General features: G+C 74.5%; 17 protein-coding genes. 7 read left to right on the plus strand and 10 right to left on the minus strand.

Annotation, left to right across the window (positions count from 1 at the left end; all coding sequences use genetic code 11):
• Nucleotides 1-19 precede the first annotated feature (19 nt).
• Both G446_RS0114140 and ptsP read right to left on the minus strand, forming a co-directional pair.
• Complete coding sequence (locus G446_RS0114140; protein WP_026410612.1) at nt 20-1,015, minus strand: acyl-CoA thioesterase; 996 nt, start codon at nt 1,013-1,015, stop codon at nt 20-22.
• Entirely contained in the window at nt 1,012-2,709 is a 1,698-nt protein-coding gene (ptsP, locus tag G446_RS0114145) for a phosphoenolpyruvate--protein phosphotransferase (protein ID WP_026410613.1), read from the minus strand. Before ptsP ends, G446_RS0114140 begins: the two co-directional genes overlap by 4 nt.
• A 226-nt stretch (nt 2,710-2,935) precedes the next feature.
• Here ptsP and G446_RS0114150 point away from each other — a divergent pair, with 226 nt between their 5' ends.
• Both G446_RS0114150 and malQ read left to right on the plus strand, forming a co-directional pair.
• Entirely contained in the window at nt 2,936-3,166 is a 231-nt protein-coding gene (locus G446_RS0114150) for a PTS sugar transporter subunit IIB (protein ID WP_026410614.1), read from the plus strand.
• A gap of 226 nt (nt 3,167-3,392) precedes the next feature.
• A complete protein-coding gene (gene malQ / locus G446_RS0114155) occupies nt 3,393-5,588 on the plus strand; it encodes a 4-alpha-glucanotransferase (RefSeq protein ID WP_026410615.1) in 2,196 nt (731 codons plus the stop codon).
• A 46-nt stretch (nt 5,589-5,634) separates the two neighbouring features.
• Here malQ and G446_RS0114160 read toward each other — a convergent pair whose 3' ends face one another.
• From G446_RS0114160 to G446_RS18285, 3 genes are all read right to left on the minus strand, one after another.
• Nucleotides 5,635-6,093, minus strand: a complete 459-nt coding sequence (locus tag G446_RS0114160; protein ID WP_026410616.1) for a PTS sugar transporter subunit IIA — start codon at nt 6,091-6,093, stop codon at nt 5,635-5,637.
• On the minus strand, nt 6,090-6,320 hold the full coding sequence (locus tag G446_RS0114165; protein ID WP_026410617.1) for a PTS sugar transporter subunit IIB: 231 nt from the start codon (nt 6,318-6,320) through the stop codon (nt 6,090-6,092). Before G446_RS0114165 ends, G446_RS0114160 begins: the two co-directional genes overlap by 4 nt.
• 170 nt (nt 6,321-6,490) lie before the next feature.
• Complete coding sequence (locus tag G446_RS18285; RefSeq protein WP_051286043.1) at nt 6,491-7,285, minus strand: GntR family transcriptional regulator; 795 nt, start codon at nt 7,283-7,285, stop codon at nt 6,491-6,493.
• A 280-nt stretch (nt 7,286-7,565) separates the two neighbouring features.
• Between G446_RS18285 and G446_RS18290 the strand changes: the two genes are divergently transcribed.
• Nucleotides 7,566-9,059, plus strand: coding sequence for a PTS transporter subunit EIIC (locus G446_RS18290; RefSeq protein ID WP_051286046.1), 1,494 nt, complete (start codon nt 7,566-7,568; stop codon nt 9,057-9,059).
• Nucleotides 9,060-9,220: 161 nt separating this feature from the next.
• Here G446_RS18290 and pepN read toward each other — a convergent pair whose 3' ends face one another.
• From pepN to G446_RS0114190, 3 genes are all read right to left on the minus strand, one after another.
• On the minus strand, nt 9,221-11,800 hold the full coding sequence (pepN, locus tag G446_RS0114180) for an aminopeptidase N (RefSeq protein ID WP_026410618.1): 2,580 nt from the start codon (nt 11,798-11,800) through the stop codon (nt 9,221-9,223).
• Between the two features lie 70 nt (nt 11,801-11,870).
• Nucleotides 11,871-12,959 (minus strand): LCP family protein, encoded by a 1,089-nt coding sequence (locus tag G446_RS0114185; RefSeq protein ID WP_245574731.1) that lies wholly within the window; start codon nt 12,957-12,959, stop codon nt 11,871-11,873.
• A gap of 15 nt (nt 12,960-12,974) precedes the next feature.
• Complete coding sequence (locus tag G446_RS0114190; RefSeq protein ID WP_026410620.1) at nt 12,975-13,937, minus strand: hypothetical protein; 963 nt, start codon at nt 13,935-13,937, stop codon at nt 12,975-12,977.
• 257 nt (nt 13,938-14,194) lie between these two features.
• Between G446_RS0114190 and G446_RS18295 the strand changes: the two genes are divergently transcribed.
• Nucleotides 14,195-15,349: a glycerate kinase gene (locus G446_RS18295; protein ID WP_051286044.1), complete on the plus strand. Its 1,155-nt coding sequence runs from the start codon at nt 14,195-14,197 to the stop codon at nt 15,347-15,349.
• On the opposite strand, the gene G446_RS0114200 is transcribed toward G446_RS18295, so the two are convergent.
• Nucleotides 15,336-17,429, minus strand: coding sequence for a M13 family metallopeptidase (locus G446_RS0114200; RefSeq protein WP_026410621.1), 2,094 nt, complete (start codon nt 17,427-17,429; stop codon nt 15,336-15,338). The two genes, G446_RS18295 and G446_RS0114200, sit on opposite strands and share 14 nt — an antisense overlap.
• A gap of 84 nt (nt 17,430-17,513) precedes the next feature.
• Between G446_RS0114200 and G446_RS0114205 the strand changes: the two genes are divergently transcribed.
• The 3 genes from G446_RS0114205 (at nt 17,514) to G446_RS0114215 (ending at nt 20,374) form a co-directional block, all read left to right on the plus strand.
• Nucleotides 17,514-17,972: a ribose-5-phosphate isomerase gene (locus G446_RS0114205; protein WP_026410622.1), complete on the plus strand. Its 459-nt coding sequence runs from the start codon at nt 17,514-17,516 to the stop codon at nt 17,970-17,972.
• A 39-nt stretch (nt 17,973-18,011) separates the two neighbouring features.
• Nucleotides 18,012-18,986, plus strand: a complete 975-nt coding sequence (locus tag G446_RS0114210) for an Fpg/Nei family DNA glycosylase (RefSeq protein WP_026410623.1) — start codon at nt 18,012-18,014, stop codon at nt 18,984-18,986.
• A gap of 74 nt (nt 18,987-19,060) precedes the next feature.
• Nucleotides 19,061-20,374: an alpha/beta fold hydrolase gene (locus tag G446_RS0114215; RefSeq protein ID WP_026410624.1), complete on the plus strand. Its 1,314-nt coding sequence runs from the start codon at nt 19,061-19,063 to the stop codon at nt 20,372-20,374.
• A 40-nt stretch (nt 20,375-20,414) separates the two neighbouring features.
• On the opposite strand, the gene G446_RS19615 is transcribed toward G446_RS0114215, so the two are convergent.
• The gene (locus tag G446_RS19615; protein ID WP_084779273.1) at nt 20,415-22,805 is read right to left on the minus strand and encodes a L,D-transpeptidase; all 2,391 of its coding nucleotides are present in this window, start codon (nt 22,803-22,805) and stop codon (nt 20,415-20,417) included.
• Nucleotides 22,806-22,820 lie beyond the last annotated feature (15 nt).

Below are 22,820 nucleotides of genomic sequence, written 5' to 3' on the forward strand. Positions count from 1 at the left end.
CGCCGGTCCGTCGGCCCGCTCAGCCCCCGCCCCCGTCGTCGCCCGCGACGCGGATCCGCCAGCGGCCCGGGCCGCCGCCCGCCGGCGGGCCCGACGCCGCGGACGACGGCGTGCGCACCATGCCCTCCTGGGCGATGGTGGACACGAGCCGCCCCGAAGCGTCGAAGACCTCCGCGCGCGCCATGGCCCGCCCCCCGGTCGAGGAGGGGGAGTCCTGGACGAGCAGCAGCCAGTCGCCCACGTCCACGTCGCGGTGGAACCACTGGGCGTGGTCGAGGGTCGCCAGGCTCATCCCCTCGCTGCGCCAGCTCAGCCCCTGGCTGCGCAGCGCCGGCTCGAGCATGACCTGGTCGCACATGTAGGCCAGCAGGGCCCGGTGGACGGTCTGGTCCGCCCCGGCCGGCACCCGGCCGCGGGCGCGCGCCCACAGGCGCTGGCGGCCGACGCCGCGCCCGTCCGGCCGCAGGTAGACGCCCCCCTCGACGTGGCGCAGGTCGAAGGCGGCGGTGCGGCCCAGGAACCTGGCCACCGGGTGGTCGAGCGTGCGGAAGATCTCCAGGGAGCTGACCAGTTCGTCGGGGCCGGGCACCTCCGGCGGGTCCAGCTGGACGTCGGCGCCGGCCTGGCGCTCCTGGAAGGAGGAGATCATGGCCAGGATGGGCACCCCGTTCTGGGAGACGGTGGTGCGCCGCTGGGAGAAGGACCGTCCGTCGTGCAGGCGCTCGACGTCGAAGCGCAGGGGATCGTCCGGCTCGCCGCCGCGCATGAAGTAGGCGTGCACGGAGTGCGGCAGGCGCGCGCCGTCGCCGTCGTCGATCATGGTCGCCGCGGCGGCCAGCAGCCCCTGCGCGACGACCTGGCCGCCGTAGATCCGCCCCGAGAGCTGGGGCAGGGACCGCCCCGTGAAGGAGTCCGCCCCGTTCCCCCCGTCCGGGTCCCCGGTCAGCGCCAGGACGCGGGTGACCGCTCCCAGCGGCTCCTCGACGGCGGGGGGAACGGGGTAGGGGGTCGTCACAGACCGAGCTCCTCCAACACCGGCAGCTCGGCGCGCACCGCCGCGCGGGCGTCCTCGGCGGTGCGCGAGTCGATCGCGATCTGCGCCAGGCGCCGGCAGTCGGCCAGGTCGACGGACTTGAGCACGGCGTCGACGTCGGGCAGGGCCCGGGCGGTCATGGACAGGCTGGCCACGCCCAGGCCCACGAGGACGACGGCCAGGGCCGGGTCCGCGGCCGCCTCGCCGCACACGCCCACGGGGCGCCCGTGCGGCGCGGCGCCGTCGCAGGCGGCCTTGATCAGGCGCAGGACGGCGGGCTGCCAGCCGGTGGACAGGTAGGCCAGGGAGGACAGGAGGCGGTCGGCGGCCATGACGTACTGGGTCAGGTCGTTGGTGCCGATGGAGGCGAAGTCGGCGTGCTCGAACATCTTGTCCGCCATGAGGGCGGCGGAGGGGACCTCGATCATCATGCCGGCGATCTTCAGGCCGTGGGCGCGGGCCTGGTCGGTGAAGGCCTTGGCCTCGTCGGCGGTGGAGATCATGGGGGCCATGACCCACACCTTGGCGCTGGTGACGGCCTCGGCCTTGGCCAGGGCCTGGAGCTGGTGCTCCAGGACCTCCGGGTCGCGGCGGGCGGTGCGGTAGGCGCGCACGCCCAGCGCGGGGTTGGCCTCGGTGGAGTCGGTGAGGAAGGGCAGGGGCTTGTCCGCGCCGGCGTCGAGGGTGCGCACCACGACCTTCTTGCCGGGGAAGGCCTCCAGCACGCCGCGGTAGGCCTCCACCTGCGCCTCGATGGTGGGCTCCTCGGGCTGGTCGAGGAAGCAGAACTCGGTGCGGAACAGGCCCACGCCCATGGCGCCGGCCTCGGCGGCGCTGCGGGCCCCGGCGGCGTCGCCGACATTGGCCAGCAGCTGGACCTCGTGGCCGTCCCTGGTGGCGCCGTCGCCGTTGAACACGCGCACGCGGCTAGCCAGCTCGCGGGCGCGGCGCAGCGCCTCCTCGCTGGGGTTGAGGGTGATGCTGCCCTTGGTGCCGTCGACCAGGACGATGTCGCCGTCGGACAGCCGGTCGGTGACCTGCTCGCCGGTGCCCACGATGGCGGGCATGCCCAGGGCGCGGGCGAGGATGGCGGTGTGGGAGGTCGGGCCGCCCTCGGAGGTGATGAAGGCGACGACCTTCTCCGGGTTGAGCAGGGCGGTGTCCGCCGGGGCGAGGTCCTTGGCCACGAGGACGAAGGGCTCGGGCAGACGCGGGATGCCGGGCATGGGGGAGTCGGTCAGGACGGCGATGATGCGGTCGCGCACGTCGGCGACGTCCCGGGTGCGCTCGGCCATGTAGCCGCCCAGGGACTTGAGCATGTCGGCCAGCGTGCCGGCGGCCTCCCACACCGCGCGCGCCGGCACGAGGTGGCGCTCGCGCACCTTGGCCTGGGCCGAGGTGGTCAGGGTCGGGTCGGCGGCCATCTGGGCGGTGGTCTCCAGCAGGGTGCGCCCGTCGCCCTTGGCCTCGGCCGCCGAGAGCTCCAGGCTCTTCTTGACGGTCTGGGCGGCGGCGGCGATCCGGTCGCACTCGGCGTCGAGGTCGGTGCCGGCGGGCAGGGTCTCGATGGCGGGCTCGGGGATGCCCGGCGCCATGCGGGCGACGGGGCCGGCGACGAGCCCTGGGCTCACGCCGATTCCGGTCAGGGCGGTGGGCTGTGCGTCTGACGTGGCCATGGGTACTCCTCAACGGTGACGGAGGCGGGGTCGCGCTCATTGTGCCCTGTTCGGGCCGGGTTCGGGAGGTTTCCGCCACAGGTGAATCACGTGTGACACATTCGGGCGGGCGCTCCGGACCCGCCCGGCGGGGCCCGCGGGCGGCGCGGCGGGCGGTTCGGGGCGCGGGGGGATCCCGATCTGGGATAAAGTGATGGCGGACACTCACGACCAGCGAGGAGAACCTATGAGCACCGCATCGGACATCGTCAAGGGCCTGGGGGGCCGCGACAACATCACGGATCTGGAGCCCTGCATCACGCGCCTGCGCGTGGAGGTGGTTGACCAGGAGAGGGTCGACGAGGAGGCCCTGCGCGCCGCCGGCGCCTTCGGGGTCGTGCGCTCCGGCCGGGTCGTCCAGGTCGTCGTCGGGCCGACGGCGGACACCCTCGCCTCCGAGATCGCCGAGCTGGACTGACCCCGGCCGGTCGTCGGCCGGTCCGCCCGCCATCGCGCCGCGCCCGCCTCGTTGGCCGGCGCGGCGCCTCATCGTGTGCAACGCTTGCAGCAAGATATCATGTCTGCTGCCGAGCCCGACGCGCCGACGCCCGGAGCCGGCAGCCCCCAATCCGCACAACGGGGCCCCGATGCGGCGGTCCCGCCCCACCCGCGCGTCAGCGCCTGATCACAAGGCCGTTCCCGCTATGACCGACTCCCGTTCCGCATCCGAGCCCGCCGGCGAGCGCCTCAGGCAGCTCGCCGAGGCCCACGGCATCTCCACCGAGTACTGGGACTTCCACGGCAATCTCGCCTCGCCCTCGCGCGACACCCTCGTCGCCGTCCTGCGGGCTCTGGGCGTGGCCGCCTCCACGCCGGTGGAGGTCGAGCACTCCCTGCGCGAGGCCGGGCTCGCCCCCTGGCGCCGCGTCCTGCCGCCCGCCGTCGTCGTGCGGGGCGGGATCCAGAGCCCCGTCGTCGTCCACGCGCCCGACGGCGCCGCGCTGCGCCTGCGCGTGCAGCTGGAGGACGGGGACCAGCGCGAGCTGTCGCAGACCGAGGACTGGACGCGGGCCCGCATGGTCGACGGCGTGCGCACCGGGCAGGCGACCTTCATCATCCCCGCCGACCTGCCGCTGGGCTGGCACGAGCTCATCGCCGAGGTCGGCGCGGTCGACGGGGACGAGGGGGCCGGCGGGACCCGCGGGAGCCGTCCGACGCCGGCCCGCACCGTCACCGCCGCCCTGGCCGTCACCCCCGACCACCTCGACCTGCCCGCCGCGCTGGGTCAGCGCGGCTGGGGCGTCATGGCCCAGCTCTACTCCACCCGCTCGCGCGGCTCGTGGGGGGTGGGCGACGCCGACGACCTGACCGAGCTGGTCAGCTTCCTGGGCGATGAGGGCGCCGACTTCCTCCTCATCAACCCCCTGCACGCGGCCGAGCCCGCCGGCCCCATGACCGCCTCGCCCTACCTGCCGGTCACCCGCCGCTTCGTCAACCCCATCTACATCCGCCCCGAGTCCATCGGCGAGGTCTCCCGCCTGTCCGGGCCGCGCCGCTCCCTGGTCCAGTGGGCCCTGGAGGAGGTCCAGGACGCCAACCTCTCCGCCGAGCCGATCGACCGCGACGCCGCCTGGAAGGCCAAGTGCGAGGCCCTGGAGGTCATCTTCGCCGCCGGGCGCAGCCGGGCCCGTCAGCGCGACTTCGAGCGCTTCCGCGCCGAGCAGGGCGAGGGGCTGGAGCGCTTCGCCCTGTGGAGCGCGCTGATCGAGAAGTACGGGCCCCAGGAGGACTGGCCGGCCTGGCTGCGCGACGCCGGCTCCGCCCACGTGGCCAACGAGGCCCGCGTCCTGTCCGACCGGATCGACTTCTTCGCCTGGCTCCAGTGGATCGTCGACGAGCAGCTCGGCCGCGCCCAGGCCGAGGCCAGGGCCTCGGGGATGGCCCTGGGCGTCATGGACGACCTCGCGGTGGGCATCCACCCCCGCGGGGCCGACGTGTGGAGCGACCCGGAGGCCTTCGCCCGCGGCATCCAGGTCGGCGCGCCCCCGGACATGTACAACCAGCTCGGCCAGAACTGGTCGCAGCCGCCGTGGAACCCCGTCCACCTGGCCGCCAGCGCCTACCGGCCACTGCGGGACATGGTGCGCACGGTGCTGCGCCACGCGGGCGCCCTGCGGGTGGACCACATCATCGGGCTGTTCCGCCTGTGGTGGATCCCCGAGGGCATGGGCGCGCACGAGGGCGCCTACGTGCGCTACGACTACGAGGCGATGATCGGCGTGGTGCTCCTGGAGGCCCACCGCGCCGGCGCCGTCATGATCGGGGAGGACCTGGGGACCGTGGAGCCCTGGGTGCGCGACTACCTGGCCGCCCGCGGGGTCCTGGGCACCGCCGTCCTGTGGTTCGAGAAGCAGGAGGACGGCTGGCCCAAGCAGCCGGGCGGCTACCGCCGGCTCTCCCTGGCCACCGTCACCACCCACGACCTGCCGCCGACGGCGGGCTACCTGGCCGACGAGCACGTGGCCCTGCGCGAGCGCCTGGGCCTGCTCACCGACCCCATCGCCCAGGTCCGCGCCGAGGCCCGCATCGAGCGGGACCGCATGCTGGCGCGCCTGCGCGAGCACGGCCTGCTGGACGCCAACCCCTCCGAGCGGGAGATCGTCGAGGCCCTCCACCGCTACATCGCCCGCACGCCGGCCGCGCTCGTGGGCGTGGCCCTGGTCGACGGCGTCGGGGAGCGCCGCGCCCAGAACCAGCCGGGCACGGACCAGGAGTACCCGAACTGGAAGCAGCCCCTGGCGGACGGGTCCGGCGAGGTGGTCCTCGTCGAGGACCTGCCCGGCAATATGCGCCTCCAGAGCCTGCTCGCCGCCGTGCGCGACAGCTTCGGCCAGGAGTGACCCCGCGGGGCCGGCCCCTTCCCCCTCCGGACCGGCCCCGGGGGTCTCAGGCCCAGGTGAAGGCCGTCATCTTCGGTGACAGGGCCGTTCCGGGCGGCGCCAGGACCAGGTCCGACTCCCCGGCGTCCAGGGCGACGACGGGCACGACCGGGCTGAGGCCCTCGGCCTCGATGCGCTCGGGGCTGAACGAGATCACGGGGTCCCCGGCCTCGACGGACTCGCCCTCGGAGGCGTGGACGGTGAAGCCCGCGCCCCCCAGGCTCACGGTGTCCAGGCCCAGGTGGACCAGCACCGCCCGCCCGCCCTCGGCCGCGACGACGAAGGCGTGGGGGTGGACCTTGATCAGGGCGCCGCGCACGGGCGCGAGGGCCGTGACCCGCCCCCCGGTGCGCTCGGGCTCGAGGGCCAGCCCCGGGCCCACGAGCCGGCCTGCGAAGACCGGGTCGGGGACGTCCTCGATGCCGATGACCGTCCCGGCCAGGGGGGCCCGGACGGTCAGGGTCACCGCAGGTCCTCGATGTCCTCGGCCAGGGTGTCGGCGCTGGGGCCGACGACGACCTGGACCGTCCCGCCCCGGCGGACCACGCCGTGGGCGCCCGCCGCCCTCAGGGCGGCCTCGTCGACGAGCGAGCCGTCCTCGAGCTCGCAGCGCAGACGGGTGATGCAGGGCTCGATCTCCACAATATTGTCGAAGCCGCCGAGAGCGTCGACGATATTCCGGGCCTGGGACATGGGGTTCTCCTGTCTGGGAGCCGGCGCGGGCCGGGCGAGGTGAGGGCGGCGGGCGGGTCCGAGCGGGCTCCGGCGCCTGGCACGGAAGTGGTCCATACCAGCGGTCATCGTACATGCTCGCGGTCCGCTGTCCAGCGGGCCCGGGCGGGCCGGGCGCGGGCGGGCGGGCGTCACGCGGCCGGCTCCGGATCGGCCGGGAGCGCGGCGGGCGGCGCCCCGGATCCGGGGCGCCGGCGGCGCGGGCCGGGGGCGGCCACGGGCACCCACAGCGTGTAGCGGTCGGCCCGGTACAGGGAGCGGGAGTAGTCCACGGCCAGCTGGTCGTGGAAGGTGCGCCGGGTGATGTCCAGGGCGGGCGCCCGCTCGGGCACGCCCAGGAGGGCCGCCTCCTCGGCGGTGGCCGCGCGCCCCTCGATCATGTCCTCGCCCCACTCGGGCGCCAGGCCCGCCCTCGTCAACTCGCCGTAGACGGAGAAGGTGAGGGGGCCGTCGAGCAGGCGGGGCAGGAGGCGGGCGGGGATCCAGTTCTCCTCGATGGCCATGGGCGTGGAGTCGGCCGTCAGCAGGCGGCGCAGGTGGTGGACGGGCGCGCCGTCGTCGAGCTCGAGGGCCTCGGCGACGACGGGGGAGGCGGGCGCGGTCGCGGCGATGAGGAAGACGGCGCCCGGGATCATGCCGCGCCGGCGCATCTCCTCGGTGAAGGAGGTCAGCCGCAGCTGCAGGTCCACCTTGGGGGAGGCCACGAAGGTGCCCTTGCCCTGGTGGCGCTTGAGGACGCCGTCGACCACGAGGGTGTCGACCGCCTGGCGCACGGTCATGCGCGAGACCCCGAAGAGCTCGCACAGCTCCCGTTCGGAGGGCATGGGGGCGCCGGGCTTCAGGCCCTGGGCGATGAGGGCCAGGAGGTGCTCGCGCACGACGACGTACTTGGCTCGCGACCGGAGTGCGGATTGGGCGGGGGTCATCGGTGTCTCGGATCAAGTGGTGGGCCGGTTCGTCCTCGAACGGCCTCGTTGGGCTCTATTGTGCCCCTGCGCGGGCCCGGCGGCGCGCGGAGCCGGCTGGAGGACGGTGAAACAAATGAGGGGCCGCTTGACAAGCGCCGCGGCGTCGACTTGTCTTAGGCCCCAGTGGTCCAGATGTGTGCTGCGACACCCGACTGGGCCACTGGTCCCTACCCCCCTCCAAGGGGTACTCACAAGCCGCGGCCCCACGGCCGCGGTGTCCCGAAATCTGGAGAACAACGTGTCAGACAAGAAGAAGTCGAGCGGCGCCTTCGCCGTCGCCCAACGGCTCGGGCGCTCGCTCATGCTGCCGATCGCGACGCTGCCGGCGGCCGGTCTGCTCATCCGCCTGGGCCAGGAGGACATGCTCGGCGCCAAGGGCCTGGCCCAGCACCTCGCCTGGATGCAGCCCGTGGCCGACGTCATGGCCGCCGCCGGCGGCGCCGTCTTCGACAACCTCCCGCTCATCTTCGCCGTCGGCGTCGCCGTCGGCTTCGCCAGGAAGGCCGACGGCTCCACCGGCGTGGCGGCGCTCTTCGGCTACCTGGTCTACCGGGGCGTGACCTGGGTCATGGCCCCCATCGTCATGGGCAAGCCCGGGCCCCTGGAGGCGAAGCAGCTCGAGTGCCTCCACGGCCTGGACGCGAACACGGACAAGATCGCCCAGGTGGGGCCCTGGAACCAGGGCGTGAAGGTGTGCAACCTGGCCACCCAGACGCCGATCAACTACGGCGTGCTGGGCGGCATCATCATCGGCATCACCGCCGCCCTGCTGTGGCGGCGCTTCTACCGCGTCAAGCTGCCGGACTGGCTGGCCTTCTTCGGCGGGCGCCGCTTCGTCCCGATCGTGACCTCCGTGGTCGCCATCGTCATCGCCCTGGTGCTGTCCTTCATCTACCCGGCCTTCAACTGGCTGCTCAACGAGAAGATCGGCGGCTGGCTCGAGAGCGCCGGCGCCCCGGGCGCCACCGGCTTCGGCGCCCTCGCCGCGGCCTTCGTCTTCGGCACGGTCAACCGCCTCCTCATCCCCTTCGGCCTGCACCACCTGCTCAACTCGCTGCCGTGGTTCCAGCTGGGGCAGTGCACCAATGCGGACGGCGACGTCCTCCACGGCGACAACACCTGCTTCCTGGCCGGCGTCAACGGCACCAACGACTGGACCGGCTCCTTCATGACCGGCTTCTTCCCGATCATGATGTTCGCCCTGCCGGCCGCCGCCCTGGCCATCTGGCGCACGGCCCGGCCCGAGAGGCGCAAGGCCACCGGCGCCCTCATGGTCTCGGTCGCCCTGACCGCCTTCCTCACCGGCATCACCGAGCCCATCGAGTACGCCTTCGCCTACGTGGCCTTCCCGCTGTACGCGGTGCACGCGGTGCTCACCGGCACCTCGCTGGCGGTCGTCAACACCCTGGGCGCCAAGGACGGCTTCTCCTTCTCCGCCGGCGCCATCGACTACCTGCTCAACTTCCGCAAGTCCGCCGACCTGTCCGGCGGCGTCCTGCAGGGTCCGATCATGATCGTCATCATCGGCCTGGTCTACGCCGTCATCTACTACTTCGTCTTCAGCTTCCTGATCAAGAAGCTCGACTTCAAGACCCCCGGCCGCGAGGACGACGACGTCGACTCCTTCAAGGAGGCCCAGGCCGCCGCCGCCCAGTCCACCGGCCAGGCCTCCCAGGCCGCCGGCGCCTCCGGTCAGGGCGGCGGGAAGAAGGCGCGCAACAAGCAGCGCTGAGCGCCTCCGCCCCCTCACCGGATCGGATCCGCCCGGTATCGCCCGGTCGCCGTCCGGCGCGGCGGACGGCGGACGCGGCGGGCCCCGGCCCCCTCACGGGGCCGGGGCCCGCCGCGTTCATCGCGCGATGCGCCGGGGCGCGGCTCAGGGCGCTGCGCGCCTCAGCCCCGGGACTCGCGCTCGCGGGCCTGGACGAGGGCCGCCCGGCGCGTGTCGTCCAGGTTCTCGCCCACGATCCGGCGCAGGGCCGCCGGGGCGCCCGGGTGCTCGGCGAGCCAGGCCTCCAGCGCCCCCGCCGGGTCCGCGCCCTCCAGGCCCACCGTCGCCGTCGACCACAGCTCCGACAGCAGGTTCTCCGCCATGTGGAAGGTGCGGGTCTCCCAGATGACCAGGATCCGGCGCGCGTACTCCTCGACGAAGGGCGCCAGCAGTTCGGGGCGGCGCTCGACGTCGTTGAAGCCCCGCAGCGTCTTGACCTGCGTCTCATTGGGCATGGTGGCGTTCTCCATGAGCTCGCGCCAGACGGCGGCCTTGGCCTGCGGCGTGGGGACGGCGGCGCGGGCCTGGGCGGCCCGCTCGCGCCCCGTGGTGGTCCGGTCGCGGGCCTCCTCGGCGGCGATGGCGGCCTCGTCGGCGCGCCCCGCGGCCACCAGGCCCACGAGCAGGTCCCAGCGCAGGTCCTGGTCCACCGCGAGGCCCGCGAGCGCCTCGGACCCGTCCAGCCAGGCGGCGACGGCGCCGGTCTGCTCCTCGGTGACCGCGTGGGCGGCCACGGCGCGCACCAGCTGGAGCTGCTTGTCGCCGCCCGGCTCGGCCGCCCGGGCCAGGTCCAGCAGGTCCTGGGCGACCCGCGGGGCCCGTTCGGCGCGCACGGCCGGCGGCAGGTAGGAGCTCAGGCAGGTCGCGATGCGGGCCAGCAGCCCCTGGACGACGGAGGAGTGGGTCTCCACCGCCAGGGCGGCCAGGGCGGCGTCCAGGTAGCGCGAGGCGGGCAGCTCGCCGTCGCGCACCATGTCCCAGGCCGAGGCCAGGACGATGGAGCGGGGCAGGGAGTCGGCGAACAGGGCGATGCCCTCCAGCCCGGCGGCCAGGGAGGTCTCGTCCGGGCGGACTTTGGCGTAGGTGAGGTCGTCGTCGTTGAGGACGAGGACCTCGGGACGGCGGGCGCCGACCAGTCCGGGCACCGGCGTGCGCTCCCCGTCCACGTCGAGCTCGAGGCGGCCGGTGCGGCGCAGCGCGCCGTCGACCCGCTCGTAGGAGCCGATCGCCACCCGGTGCGGGCGCAGGGAGGCGGGGGAGCCGGCCGGGATCTCCTGCACGACGGCGGCCGAGGAGATGACGCCGTCGTCGTCGGCGGCGACCTCCAGGCGCAGGGTGGTCACGCCCGCCTCCTGGAGCCACAGCCGGGTCCACTCGCCCAGGTCGCGGCCGGAGGTCCTCTCCAGCTCGGCGAGCAGGTCGGCCAGGGTGGCGTTGGCGCGGGCGTGGGCGGCCAGGTAGTTCTTGATGCCGGCGAAGAAGTTCTCCCGGCCCACGTAGCCCACCAGGGCCGCCAGGACGGAGGCGCCCTTGGCGTAGGTGATGCCGTCGAAGTTGACCTCGACGTCGTGCAGGTCGTTGATCTCGGCGGACACCGGGTGGGTGGAGCTGAGCTGGTCCTGGTTGTAGGCCCAGCCCTTCTCAATGGTCTGGAAGGTGGTCCAGGCGTCGGTGAAGCGCGTGGTCTCGGCGGTGGCCAGGGTGGAGGTGTACTCGGCGAAGGACTCATTGAGCCACAGGTCGTTCCACCACTTCATGGTCACCAGGTCCCCGAACCACATGTGGGCCAGCTCGTGCAGGACGGTGACGGCGCGCCGCTCCACGCGCGCCTCGACGGGCCGGGAGCGGAAGACGTAGTCGTCGCGGTGGGTGACGCACCCGGCGTTCTCCATGGCCCCGGCGTTGAACTCGGGCACGAAGACCTGGTCGTACTTGGCGAAGGCGTAGGGGGTGCCGAACAGGTCCTCGTAGTAGGCGAACCCCCTGCGGGTCATCTCCAGGATCTCCTCGGCGTCCAGGTGCTGCTCCAGGGAGGCGCGGCAGTACACGCCCAGCGGCACCACGCGCCCGTCGTCGGCCCGGTACTCGCCGGTGGCGCCCCGGTAGGGGCCGGCGACGACGGCGGTGATGTAGGAGCTGATGGGCTCGGTGGGGGCGAAGACGAAGGTGGCGGCCCCGTCGCGGCGCGCGGGGGCGGGCGTGGGCGAGTTGGACAGGACCGTCCAGCCCTCGGGCACGCTCACCGTGAAGGCGAAGGGGGCCTTGAGATCGGGCTGCTCGAAGACGGCGAAGACGCGCCGGGCGTCGGGCACCTCGAACTGGGAGTACAGGTAGGTCTCGCCGTCGGCCGGGTCGGTGAAGCGGTGCAGGCCCTCGCCGGTGCGCATGTAGGCGCAGTCGGCGACGACGGTCAGCTCGTTGTCGGGCGCCAGGTCGCCCAGCACGATGCGCGAGTCGACATAGGTCTCGGCCGGGTCGAGCTCGCGGCCGTTGAGGACGATGGAGCGCACCCGCGGGGCGATCAGGTCGATGAAGGTGGTGGCGCCGGCGGCGGCGCGGAAGCGCACCGTCGTGGTCGAGCGGAAGGTCTCCTGGGCGGCGTCGGCGGCGCGGGACAGGTCGAGGGCGACGTCGTAGGCGTCGACGGCGAGCAGGTCGGCGCGGGCGGCCGCCTCCTCGCGGGTCAGGTTCTGACCGGGCATGAGTGCTCCTTGTCGTGGGTGGGGTCGGCGAACGGGCGCCATCCTCTCACCCGGCCCGGCGTGCGCCGGCTCATCCGGCCGGTCGGCAGCGGCCGGGGACGTAGCCGTAGCGGGCCAGGACGGCGTAGGTCTGCGGCGTCGGGTAGGCGACGAAGGTGTTGTTGACGACGGGGGCCGGGACGTCGACGACCTCGACGGAGTCGGCCCCGACCCCCAGGGCGGTGCGGGCCAGGCCGATCAGGCCGGTCAGGCCCGTGGAGGAGTCGACGCCGAGGTTGCCGGTCAGCGTCCAGGCCAGGGAGTGGGCGGCCAGGGGATTGTGGGCCCGCTCGCGCAGGCCGGTCATGACGGCCCGCATGACGACGCCGGTGTAGCGGCTGCGGCGGGCCGCGCCCTCCTCCTCGGACAGGGCGACCCAGTCGCCGTCGCGCCGCACCCGCGGGTGCCGGGAGCGCACGAGGGCGAGGGCGTCGATGCCGTTCAGGTGCTGCGCGCCGGCCTGCGGCAGGTCCAGGCCGGAGGACTCGTCGCGCACGGGCTCGTCGACCTCGACGTCGACGCCGCCGGCGGCGTCGACGATCCGGGCGAATTGGGCCATGTCGACCGTGATGAGGTGGGTGGTGGTCACCCCGAGCTCGCTGCACAGCAGGTCCACGGTGCTCTGGGGGCCGGAGAGGTAGGAGACGGCCAGGCGCCTCCGCTCGGAGAAGCTCGGCCCGATGGTCAGGTCCCGGGGGATGACGAGCACCGTCAGCCCGTCGGGCCGGGGCTGGAGGAGGGCGATGACGTCGGCGCGCTCGCCGTCGTCGGCCTCCGTGGCGGCGCCGTAGCGGTCGGGCCCCGCGGGCGCGTCGGCGCGCGAGTCGGTGCCGATGATGAGCCAGGTCTCGGCCGGGGCCGCCCCCGCCCCGGGGGTCTGCGGGCCCGGGGCGGGGCTGGGCGCGGTCAGGTCGAGGCGCTCCAGGCGCGCCGACAGGGCGGTGACGTCGGCCAGGACCAGGGCGAGGGCGCAGACCAGGATCGGGACGAGGACGGTCAGGACGGGGCGCCGACGGCGAAGGGCGGCCGCCCGGGCGCGCATGAGCGCGATGGCTCTGCGCACCCGGGCGGCCGGCTGCTCGGGCGCGGGCTCCGGGTCGGACGCCCGCACCCTGGTCACCGGGGGAGGGACCCGTCAGGCGGCCCGACGGCGGGCGGCGAGGATGCCGCCGGAGGCGAGCAGGCCGCCGGCGACGACGGCGATGCCCAGGCCCGCGCCGGTGTTGGCCAGGCCGGACTTGCCGTTGGCGGGCTTGGCGGCGGCGGTCGTCGGGGCGGCCGGGGCCGGGGCCGGGTCGGCAGTGGTCGGGTCGGCGGTCGGGCTCGGGCTCGGGTCGATCGGGATGTCCTCGTCCTGGATGTTCCACCAGCCGTTGACCACCTCGATCGGCTTGCTCACCAGGCCCTCGCCGTACGTGGAGCCCCAGATCTCAATGAGGTACTTGCCGTCGGGCAGGTCCGTGGGGACGTCGCCGGCGTAGGTCACGCGGCCGGTGCCGTCGGCGGTGACCGTGAAGAGGTTGCGGACGTGGTTCTCGGTGTCGGCGTTGACCAGGTAGCCGATCACCTCCTCGCCGGGGGTGAAGCCGGTGAGGTCGATGTCGAAGCGCTGGTGGTCGTATTTGCCGTCGCCGTCGGTGTCCGAGGAGACGATCGCGGCCTTGCCCTCCACGTCGGTGGAGTCGATCTCCAGGTCGGCCTGCTCGCCGCTGGTCGTCTCGTTGTTGTAGTTCATGCAGCCGAAGTTCACGACGCCCGCGGAGGGGTCGCTCAGGCCCTTGTCCTTCACAATGCCGGGGATGTCGAGATCGACCGACCAGGTCCCGTCCTCCTTGGCGGTAACGGCGCCCTCCGCAACCGATTTGGCCGCCTCCTTGGGAGTGAAGACGGCCCAGGTGACGGTGGAGGGCTTGCCGTTGACGGGGGCGCAGCCGGTGCCGGTGACGGTCACCGGCTTGTCGGGGGCGGTGCGGATGACGTCGCCCTTATCCAGGTGGAGACCCGACTCGTCGGCGGCGACGGGGCTGGCGAGGGCGGCGCCCGCCGCCACGAGGGCGAGGGCGCCGCCGAGTGCGGCGATGGAGCGTCCAAGACGCATGTGATCCTCCAGAGAGATGGGAGTTGTCGGAAGATGCCGGGGATGACATCCTTCATCCTTCCGCAAGGAAGTCTCGCACCCGGCGCAGCGCGCTCACAAGGCCCTGACGGCATATGTCACGATTGTGTCTCGAAGACCGGGGCGTTCCACACGATAACACATGCCGCAGTCGGCGCGGGGTCTCATGGGAAGACCTCCCCGCGCCCCGCCGCTCGCACGCCCCGCCGCCCAGGCCGCGCAGATGAGGAGGAACGGTCATGAGGATCGTCCTGGCCCCCGACTCCTTCAAGGAGAGCATGACGGCGCGCGAGGCCGCCCGGGCCATGGCCGAGGGCGTGAAGGACGCCGATCCCCGCGCCCGGACGGTCCTCGCCCCCATGTCCGACGGCGGGGAGGGCTTCGTCGACGCCGTCGCCGCCGCCTGGGGCGCCGACCTCGTCGACGCCGACACGGTTGACGCGCTCGGCCGGCCCATCCGGGCGGTCTACGGCCTGAGCGGCGGGCGCGCCGTCATGGACGTCGCCGGCTGCGCCGGCCTGGAGCTCATCGCCCCCGCCGACCGCGACGTCCTCAGATCCAGCACCGCGGGCCTGGGCCTGCTCATGAGGGACGCCCTGCGCCGCGGCGCCCGCACGATCCTCCTGGGCATCGGCGGCTCGGCCACCAATGACGCCGGAGTCGGCATGCTCCACGCCCTGGGGGCCGGGCTGCTCGACGCCGACGGCCGCCCACTCGCCCCCCGCCCCGACCAGCTCGACCGGCTCGCGGCCATCGACGCCTCGGCCCTGGCCCCGCTCCTGGGCGGCGCGACCATCAGGGTCGCCTGCGACGTCACCAACCCCCTGACCGGGCCGAATGGCGCCACCGCCGTTTTCGGCCCCCAGAAGGGGGCGACCGCCGACCTCGTCCCGCGGCTCGAGCGCGCCCTGGAGCGCGTCGCGCGGGTCAGCGGCCACCGGGACCAGGCGGACGCGCCCGGTTCGGGCGCCGCCGGAGGCCTCGGCTTCGCGCTGCGGGCCTTCCTGGGCGCCGAGCTCGAACCGGGCGCCGAGCTCGTCGCCCGGCAGATCGCCCTGCCCGAGGCGGTGCGCGGCGCCGACCTCGTGCTCACCGGCGAGGGGACCGTCGACGCCCAGACCCCGGCGGGCAAGACGCCCGCCGGAGTCGCCCGCATCGCCGCCTCGGCCGGGGTGGACTGCGTCGTCCTGGCCGGGCGCGTCGGCCCCGGGGCCGAGCGCCTCCTGCGCTGCGGGGCGACCGAGATCATCGGCATCGGCCCGCCCGACGAGCCCCTGGCGCGGGCGCTGCGCCGCGGCCCGGACAATCTGCGCCGGGCGGTCGGCCAGTACCTGCGGCGCCGGCGCACGGACCCCCGCCCGCCGGCGGGCCCCGCCCGCCTCACCAGATGGTGACCCGCTCCTGGGGCGCCAGCCACAGCGCGTCGTCCTCGCCCACCCCGAAGGCCTCGTAGAAGGCGTCGACATTGCGCACGATCCCGTTGCAGCGGAACTCCGCCGGCGAGTGCGGGTCGATGGTCAGCAGCAGGCGCGCGCGGTCCTCGCGGTCCTTGCCCCGCCAGATCCGCGCCCAGGAGTAGAAGAAGCGCTCCAGGGCGCTCAGCCCGTCGATCACCGGGGCGTCGTCGAAGGAGCCGATGCCCCCGCGCCCCAGGGCCAGGCCGTAGGCCTTGAGCGCAATGCCCAGGCCCCCCAGGTCGCCGATGTTCTCCCCGATGGTCAGCGCCCCGTTGACGTGGGGCACCTCCTCCACCGGAGTGCCCTCCCGCCGGGCGGCGGCCACGAGCGAGGCCGGCCGGTAGGCGTCGTACTGGGCGATGAGCGCCCGCGTGCGCGCCCTGAAGGCCTCGCGGTCCGCCTCGGTCCACCAGTCCTCGACCCTGCCGGTCCCGTCGAAGGCCGAGCCCTGGTCGTCGAAGCCGTGGCCGATCTCGTGGCCGATGACCGCGCCGATGGCCCCGTAGTTGACGGCGTCGTCGGCCCCCGGGTCGAAGAAGGGCGGCTGGAGGATGGCCGCGGGGAAGACGACCTCGTTCATCGTCGGGTTGTAGTAGGCGTTGACCGTCTGCGGGGTCATGTGCCACTCGGCGCGGTCCACCGGGCCGGCCAGCCTGGTCAGGTCCCGGGCCAGGTCGAAGGCCTCGACGCTGCGCACCGAGGCCATGAGGTCGCCCGGGGCGACGACGACGCCGGAGTAGTCCCGCCAGGTGTCGGGGTAGCCGATCTTGGGGGTGAAGCGCGACAGCTTGTCCAGGGCGCGCTCGCGGGTGGCCCCGCCCATCCACTCCAGGGAGGAGATGGAGGCCCGGTAGGCCTCGATGAGGTCGGCCACGAGGCGCTCCATGGCGGCCTTGTGCTCGGGCGGGAAGTGCCGGGCCACGTAGACCTCGCCCAGGGCCTCGCCCAGGCACCCCTCGACGAGCCCCACGCCCCGCTTCCAGCGGGCCCGCAGCTCGGCGACGCCCTGGAGCCGCCGGGAGTAGAAGGCGAAGCTCTCCTCCACGAAGTCGCTCGACAGCAGCGGGGCGCGGCCGTGGACCGCGTGCCAGGCCGCCCAGGCCCGCAGGTCCTCCAGTGGGGTGGAGCGCCAGACGCCGGCGGCGTGCGCCAGGTAGTCGGGCTGCTTCACGATCGCGCGCGACAGGAAGGGGCCCATCTTCGCCCCGGCCGCCGACGCGGCCGCGGCCACGCCCTCCCGCCAGGCCCCCCAGGGCAGGTCCGGGGCGGAGGAGACGATCTCGTCCCAGGTGCGCGGGTTGTTCATCTTCTCGACGTCGCGGCAGGTCACCCGGTCCCAGTGGCCGGCGGCCAGGGCGGTCTCGAGCGCCATGACCCGTTCGGCCAGGTCCTGCGCCGTCGCCCCCAGGCGGGCCGGCAGCCCGGCCGACTCCGCCATGCGGGCGATGTGCGCGACGTAGTCCCGGCGCAGGTCGGCCTGCGCCTCCTGGCGGTAGTAGGACTCGTCGGGCAGGCCCAGTCCGGCCTGCCCCACCCAGGTGGTGTAGTGATCGGGGTCGTTGAGATCGTTCTCGACGTCGACCCGGATGACGCCGGAGAACCCCGTGGCGATCCCGGCCCCGATCGCGCGCGCCAGCGCCTCCTTGTCCGTCGCGCCCAGCAGCGGGGCCAGCTCCGCCTCCAGCGGGGCGGCGCCCAGGGCCTCGATGCGCCCGGCGTCCATGAAGGCGGCGTAGAGCGCGGCGATCTTGCCCCGCGGTGTCGTCGGGGGCCCGGCGTCGGCCGGAATCTCGGCGGAGAGCTCGTCGAGAATGGCGCGGCAGGCCTCCTCCGCGGCGTCGCGCAGCACCGTGAAGGAGCCGGTGGAGGGCCGGTCGGCGGGGATCTCGGCGCGGGCCAGCCAGGCGCCGTTGACGTGGCGGAACAGGTCGTCCTGGGCGCGGACCGACTCGTCGACGGCGGCGGTCTCCAGGACTCCGGCGAGGACGGCGGGCGCGGGGGAGGGGGCTGAAGTCATGGCGTCCAACCTAGCGGCGCGCGCAGCGCGCGCCCAGACGCCGTTGATACGATGCAATATGTTCGCGTGAGGCACAATCGGCGCATGCGCATTCACATCGGCACCGATCACGCAGGATTCGAGCTCAAGACCCGCCTCGTCGAGCACTGGCGCTCCCGGGGGCACGAGGTCGTCGACCACGGCGCCTTCGAGTACGACCCCGCCGACGACTACCCCGCCTTCTGCTTCGCCTGCGGCGAGGGCGTGGCCGCCGACCCCGGCAGTCTCGGCGTGGTTCTGGGCGGCAGCGGCAACGGCGAGCAGATCGCCGCCAACAAGGTCCCGGGCGTGCGGGCGGTCCTGGTGTGGTCCGTGGAGACGGCGCGCCTGGCGCGGGCCCACAATGACGCCAATGTCGCCGGTTTCGGAGTGCGCCAGCACTCGGCCGGGGAGGCGGTGGAGATCCTCGACGCCTTCCTGGCCGAGCCCTTCCCGGCCGAGGCCCGCCACCAGCGGCGCCTCGACCAGATCAGCGCCTACGAGCGCGCCCGCCCCCGCGCCTGAGCCTGGCGGGGGCGCGCGCCGTCGGCTACGGTTCCGCCCATGCCCGAGGGCCACACGATCCACCGACTCGCCGCCGCCCTGAGCGAGCTCTACGCCGGCCGGCGCCTGGCCGTCTCCTCGCCGCAGGGCCGCTTCGCGGCCGGGGCCGCGCGCCTGAACGGCCTGGTGCTGCTGGGCGCCCGGGCGCACGGCAAGCACCTGTTCCTGCCCTTCGCCCCCGCGGCGGACCTGCCGCTCGACGACGGGGCCGTCGTGTGGCTGCGCGTCCACCTGGGCCTGTACGGCGCGTGGACCTTCGACGGCGACGCCGAGTTCACCGCCCCGCACGCCATCGGGGCGCCCCGGCGCCGGGTGGGCGAGCGCGGCGAGCACGCGCTGCGCCACGGCGGCGGCTCCGCGCTGTCGGGCCTGTCCGGAGGCGACGACGCGGCGGCGCCCGCGCCGGGGCTGTGGGAGCCGCCCGAGCCGCGCGGGGCGGTGCGCCTGCGCCTGGCGGGCGAGCACGGCGTCGCCGACCTGACCGGACCGGCCGCCTGCGAGCTGCTCGACGCCGAGGGCCTGGCCGCCGTGCGCCGCCGGCTCGGCCCGGACCCGCTGCGGGCCGACGGCGACATCGAGGTCTTCGTCGCCGGGGTGCGCAGGCGGCGCCGGCCGATCGGCGAGCTGCTCATGGACCAGTCGGTCATCTCCGGGGTGGGCAACATCTTCCGCGCCGAGACGCTCCTGCGCTGCGGGGTGAGCCCCTTCCGGGCGGGCAGCCGCCTGTCCGCGGACCGGGTGCGCTCCCTGTGGCGCGACCTGGTCCCGCTCATGGAGTACGGCGTGGCCACGGGCTTCATCACCACCGTCGAGGCCGCCGACGTGCCCGACCCGCTGCCCGAGGGGGACGAGGAGGCCGCGCGCTGGTACGTCTACCACCGCACCGGCCGCCCCTGCCTGCGCTGCGGCTCCCCCGTGCGCGAGAGGACGACGGCGGGGCGCCGCCTGTTCTGGTGCGCCGCCTGCCAGCACTGAGACCGGCCGGATCCGGTTCGGGTCCGCGGCGCGCTCGCGCGGACGGACCCGGCCGCGGCGATTACGGTTGGGCCGTGAGCACGCCCTCCATCCGCCTGTCCTCGGGCCCCTGGTCGCCCGCCACCGCCGGTCTCCTCACCCGCGACCACCACCTGACCGTCCCCTTCGACCGCTCCGGCGACGGCGATCGCCGGCCCGACGGCTCAAAAACCCTGAACGTCTACGCCCGTGAGATCGCCCTGGCCGAGGGCGGTGCGGCGCCCGTCGACCCGACCGCCAGGCCGCCGCTGCTCTTCCTCCAGGGCGGGCCCGGCTGCGAGGCCCCCCGGCCCTCGGCCGACGCGGGACTGGGCTGGATCGGCGCGATCCTGGAGCAGTACCGGCTCATCCTCGTCGACCAGCGCGGCACCGGCGCCTCCACGCCCGTCGACCGTCCGGACGCCGGGGGAGACGCCGCCGGCACGGCCCGGCTGCTCAGCCACATGCGGGCCGACGAGATCGTCGAGGACTGCGAGGACCTGCGCCGGGGGCTGGGGATCGAGCGCTGGAGCGTGCTGGGGCAGTCCTTCGGCGGCTTCTGCGCCACCCGCTACCTGTCGGCGCACCCCGAGAGCCTGGAGCGAGTCCTGCTCACCGGCGGCCTGCCCGCCGTCGGCCACTCGATCGACGAGGTCTACGCCCTGACCTTCGAGGCCATGCGGGCGCGCAGCGAGGAGTTCTACGCCCGCTACCCCGGCGACCGCGCGCGCTTCGCGGCCCTGGTCGAGCTGGCGTCGGCCGGGGCGCTGACCACCGCCGCGGGCGACGTCGTCGGGCCGGAGCGGCTGCGGTCGCTGGGCTCCGCCCTGGGGGCGAGCGGCGGCACGGACGCCCTCCACCACCTCCTGGAGCGCGACCCGCGCTCCTGGGCCTTCCGCTGCGACCTGGGCGCGATGCTGCCCTTCGGCGGGCGCAATCCGCTGTACGCCGTCCTCCACGAGTCCTGCTGGGCCGACGGCGCCCGGACCCGCTGGGCGGCGCAGCGGGTCCGGCCCGCCTGCTTCGAGGCGGACCCCACGCTGCTGACCGGTGAGCACGTGCGCGCCGACTTCTTCGAGGAGGATGCGACGCTGCGGCCCTGGCGGGAGGTGGCCGAGCTGGTCGCCCAGTGGCAGTGGCCGGGCCTGTACGACCCGGCCGCGCTGCGCGACGGCGGCGTGCCGGGGGCGGCCGCCGTCTACGTCCGGGACGTGTACGTGCCCTTGGCGACGTCCCTGGAGACCGCGGCCCTGATCCCGGAGCTGCGCACGTGGGTGACCAGCGAGTTCGAGCACGACGGGTCGCGGGCCAGCGGGGGAGGGGTCTTCCGGCGCCTGCAGGCGCTGGCCGCCGGCGCCGTCCTGCGCTGAGGACGGCGCCGGCGGCGCGTTGTCGGCGGCTGTCGTCGACTCAGTGGCTGACGACGGTGGTGCCCTCCTCGGCCCAGTTGTAGATCCACTCCGCCTCGGAGACGGGCATATTGATGCATCCGTGCGAGCCGGAGTAGCCGAAGCTGGAGCGCCACGGCGCCCCGTGGAAGGCGTAGCCCGAGTAGAAGTAGGACACCCAGGGCACGTCCTCGGTCACGTAGGTGGAGCCGTCGGCGTTCTCCCCCTGCATCGTCTGCACGCGGTGCTTGAGGTAGATGTGGTAGGTGCCCGTGACGGTCGGCGTCGCCGGGGCGCCGTCGACGATGCTGACCGGGCCGTGGACGACCGTGGCGCCCTCGTAGGCGGTGACGGTCTTGTTGGACAGGTTGATGTCGATCCACTTCTCCCCGGGGGCCGCCTGGTAGATGAGGTTCTCCGCCCCGTCGGCGATGGTCTTGTCCTTCCAGGTGGCCTCGATGACCTCGGTCTCGAAGGCTCCCGAGTAGGGGCTGCCCGAGCCCAGCGCCCGGGTGATCGCGGTGGTCAGGGCGTCCACATTGGTGACCTTCGTGCCGTTGACGGCCTCGACCCTGATGCCCACGACGGCGCCGCTGGAGTTGACGTTGCGCTCGCCGTTGACGGGCTCCTCGGCGACCTCCTCGCTCTGGGACTGGACCCAGGCGGAGACCTTGGCGGAGTCCACCGAGAGCGTGGGGACGGTGCCCTGAGTGCTGGTCACCGTGATCCAGGAGGCCTTGGTGGCGTCGTCGGCGGTGAAGGAGTTCTTGCCGTCGGGCGTCTTGATCGTCACGTCCTGCTCGACCCAGTGGTTGGCCTGGTCGGCCACGGTCTGGGCCTGGGCGTCGGAGACCGTGGGGGCCTGCGTGACGTAGTTCAGGGTGATGCTCTGGGGCTGGAGGGAGGTGGCGGCCCGCGTGGCCGCGGCGACGGCCGCGGCGGTGTCCAGGCTGACGCCCTCGGAGCCGGGAGTGGTGGTGAAGGAGGTGCCGTCCTCGTCCAGGACGACGGCGGCGTCGGTCGCCTTCGCCCGGTCGTCGGGGATGAGGCCCATGGTGTAGGTCTCGGCGGTGGCCTGGTCGCTGGTGATGACGACGGAGACGTCGTGCGACGTCACGAGGGCCCTGAAGCGGTCGAAGACGTCGGCCGAGGCGGCCATGGCGGCGTCCGCCGTGGCCTCGGCGTCGACGGTGGTGCCCAGGTCGGCCAGGGCGGCCGTGGCGCTGACGTCGCCGTTGATGGTGACCGTGGCGGCCGCGGCGCGCTTCTGGACGAGGGAGACGATCTGCTCCCGGCTCATGCCGGCCACGTCGACCCCGGCGACGGTGGTGCCCGGGACGGCGAGGGTGGCGTAGTGGGAGGCGTAGGCGTAGCCGCCGCCGGCCAGTGCGCAGACGAACAGCAGCGCCGCGGCCGCGACCCAGATGGGCCAGCGGCGGCGCGCGCGCCCGGCGGGGGCCGCGCTCGCGCGGTTCTCGGCCTCCGGGGCTCTTCGGCCCTCCCAGCCCTTCCAGCCCTCCTGCACCGCCTCGTCGCCGGCGGGCGGCGCCTCGGGGGCGGACGCGACGGCGGAGGCGGGGGCGACCGACGGGGGCAGGCCGCCGGAGTCGGCCGAGGGCGCCAGGGCGGGCAGCGCCCGGCCCCCGGTCGGGCCCGGCTCGGCGGGGGTCAGTGCTGAACCGGCGGCCAGGGCGTCGGCGGCGAAGAAGTCATGGCCGGCGCCGGGGACCCCGTCATCCATGTCGGTCGGGGCGGCGAAGTCGGGCGCCGGGTCGCCGGGCGGGGCGGGGGCGCCCGCCCCGGCGGCGTCGGGTATGGAGACGGGGGTCGCCGCGGCGTCGGGCGCCGGGGCGGCGGAGCCGGGCGCGTCGTCGGCCGAGACGGCGTCGACGGCGATGGGCGCCGGGGCGGCGTCGACGGCGGCGGAATCGGGCGCGTCGTCGGCCGAGACGGCGAAGTCGGGCGTGGGGACGACGGGGCCCGCCGGGGCGGCGGAGCCGGGCGCGTCGTCGGCCGGGGCGGCGTCGACGGCGATGGGCGCCGGGGCGGCGTCGTCGGCCGAGACGGCGAAGTCGGGCGCGTCGTCGGCCGAGACGGCGTAGTCGGGCGTGGGGACGACGGGGGTCGCCGCGGCGTCGGGCGCCGGGGCGGCGGAGCCGGGCGCGTCGTCGGCCGAGACGGCGTAGTCGGGCGTCAGGGCGACGACGTCCGCCACGATGTCATCGGCCGAGGCGGCGGCGGGCGCCGGGGCGCGTCCCGCGGCGTCGTCGGGCGTGGGGGCGCTGAGGACCGGGGGCCGACGCACTCCGGTGGTCTCGCCGTAGGGCGTGCTCAGGACGGTGGTCTTCGCGCCTTCGAGATCGAGATCTTCCTCGGGCGCCTGCTCGAGGGCGGGTCGTTCTTCGTCGTGCATTGCTGTCCCTGTCTG

Source organism: Actinomyces dentalis DSM 19115, assembly GCF_000429225.1.
In the GTDB taxonomy this organism is placed as follows: domain Bacteria; phylum Actinomycetota; class Actinomycetes; order Actinomycetales; family Actinomycetaceae; genus Actinomyces; species Actinomyces dentalis.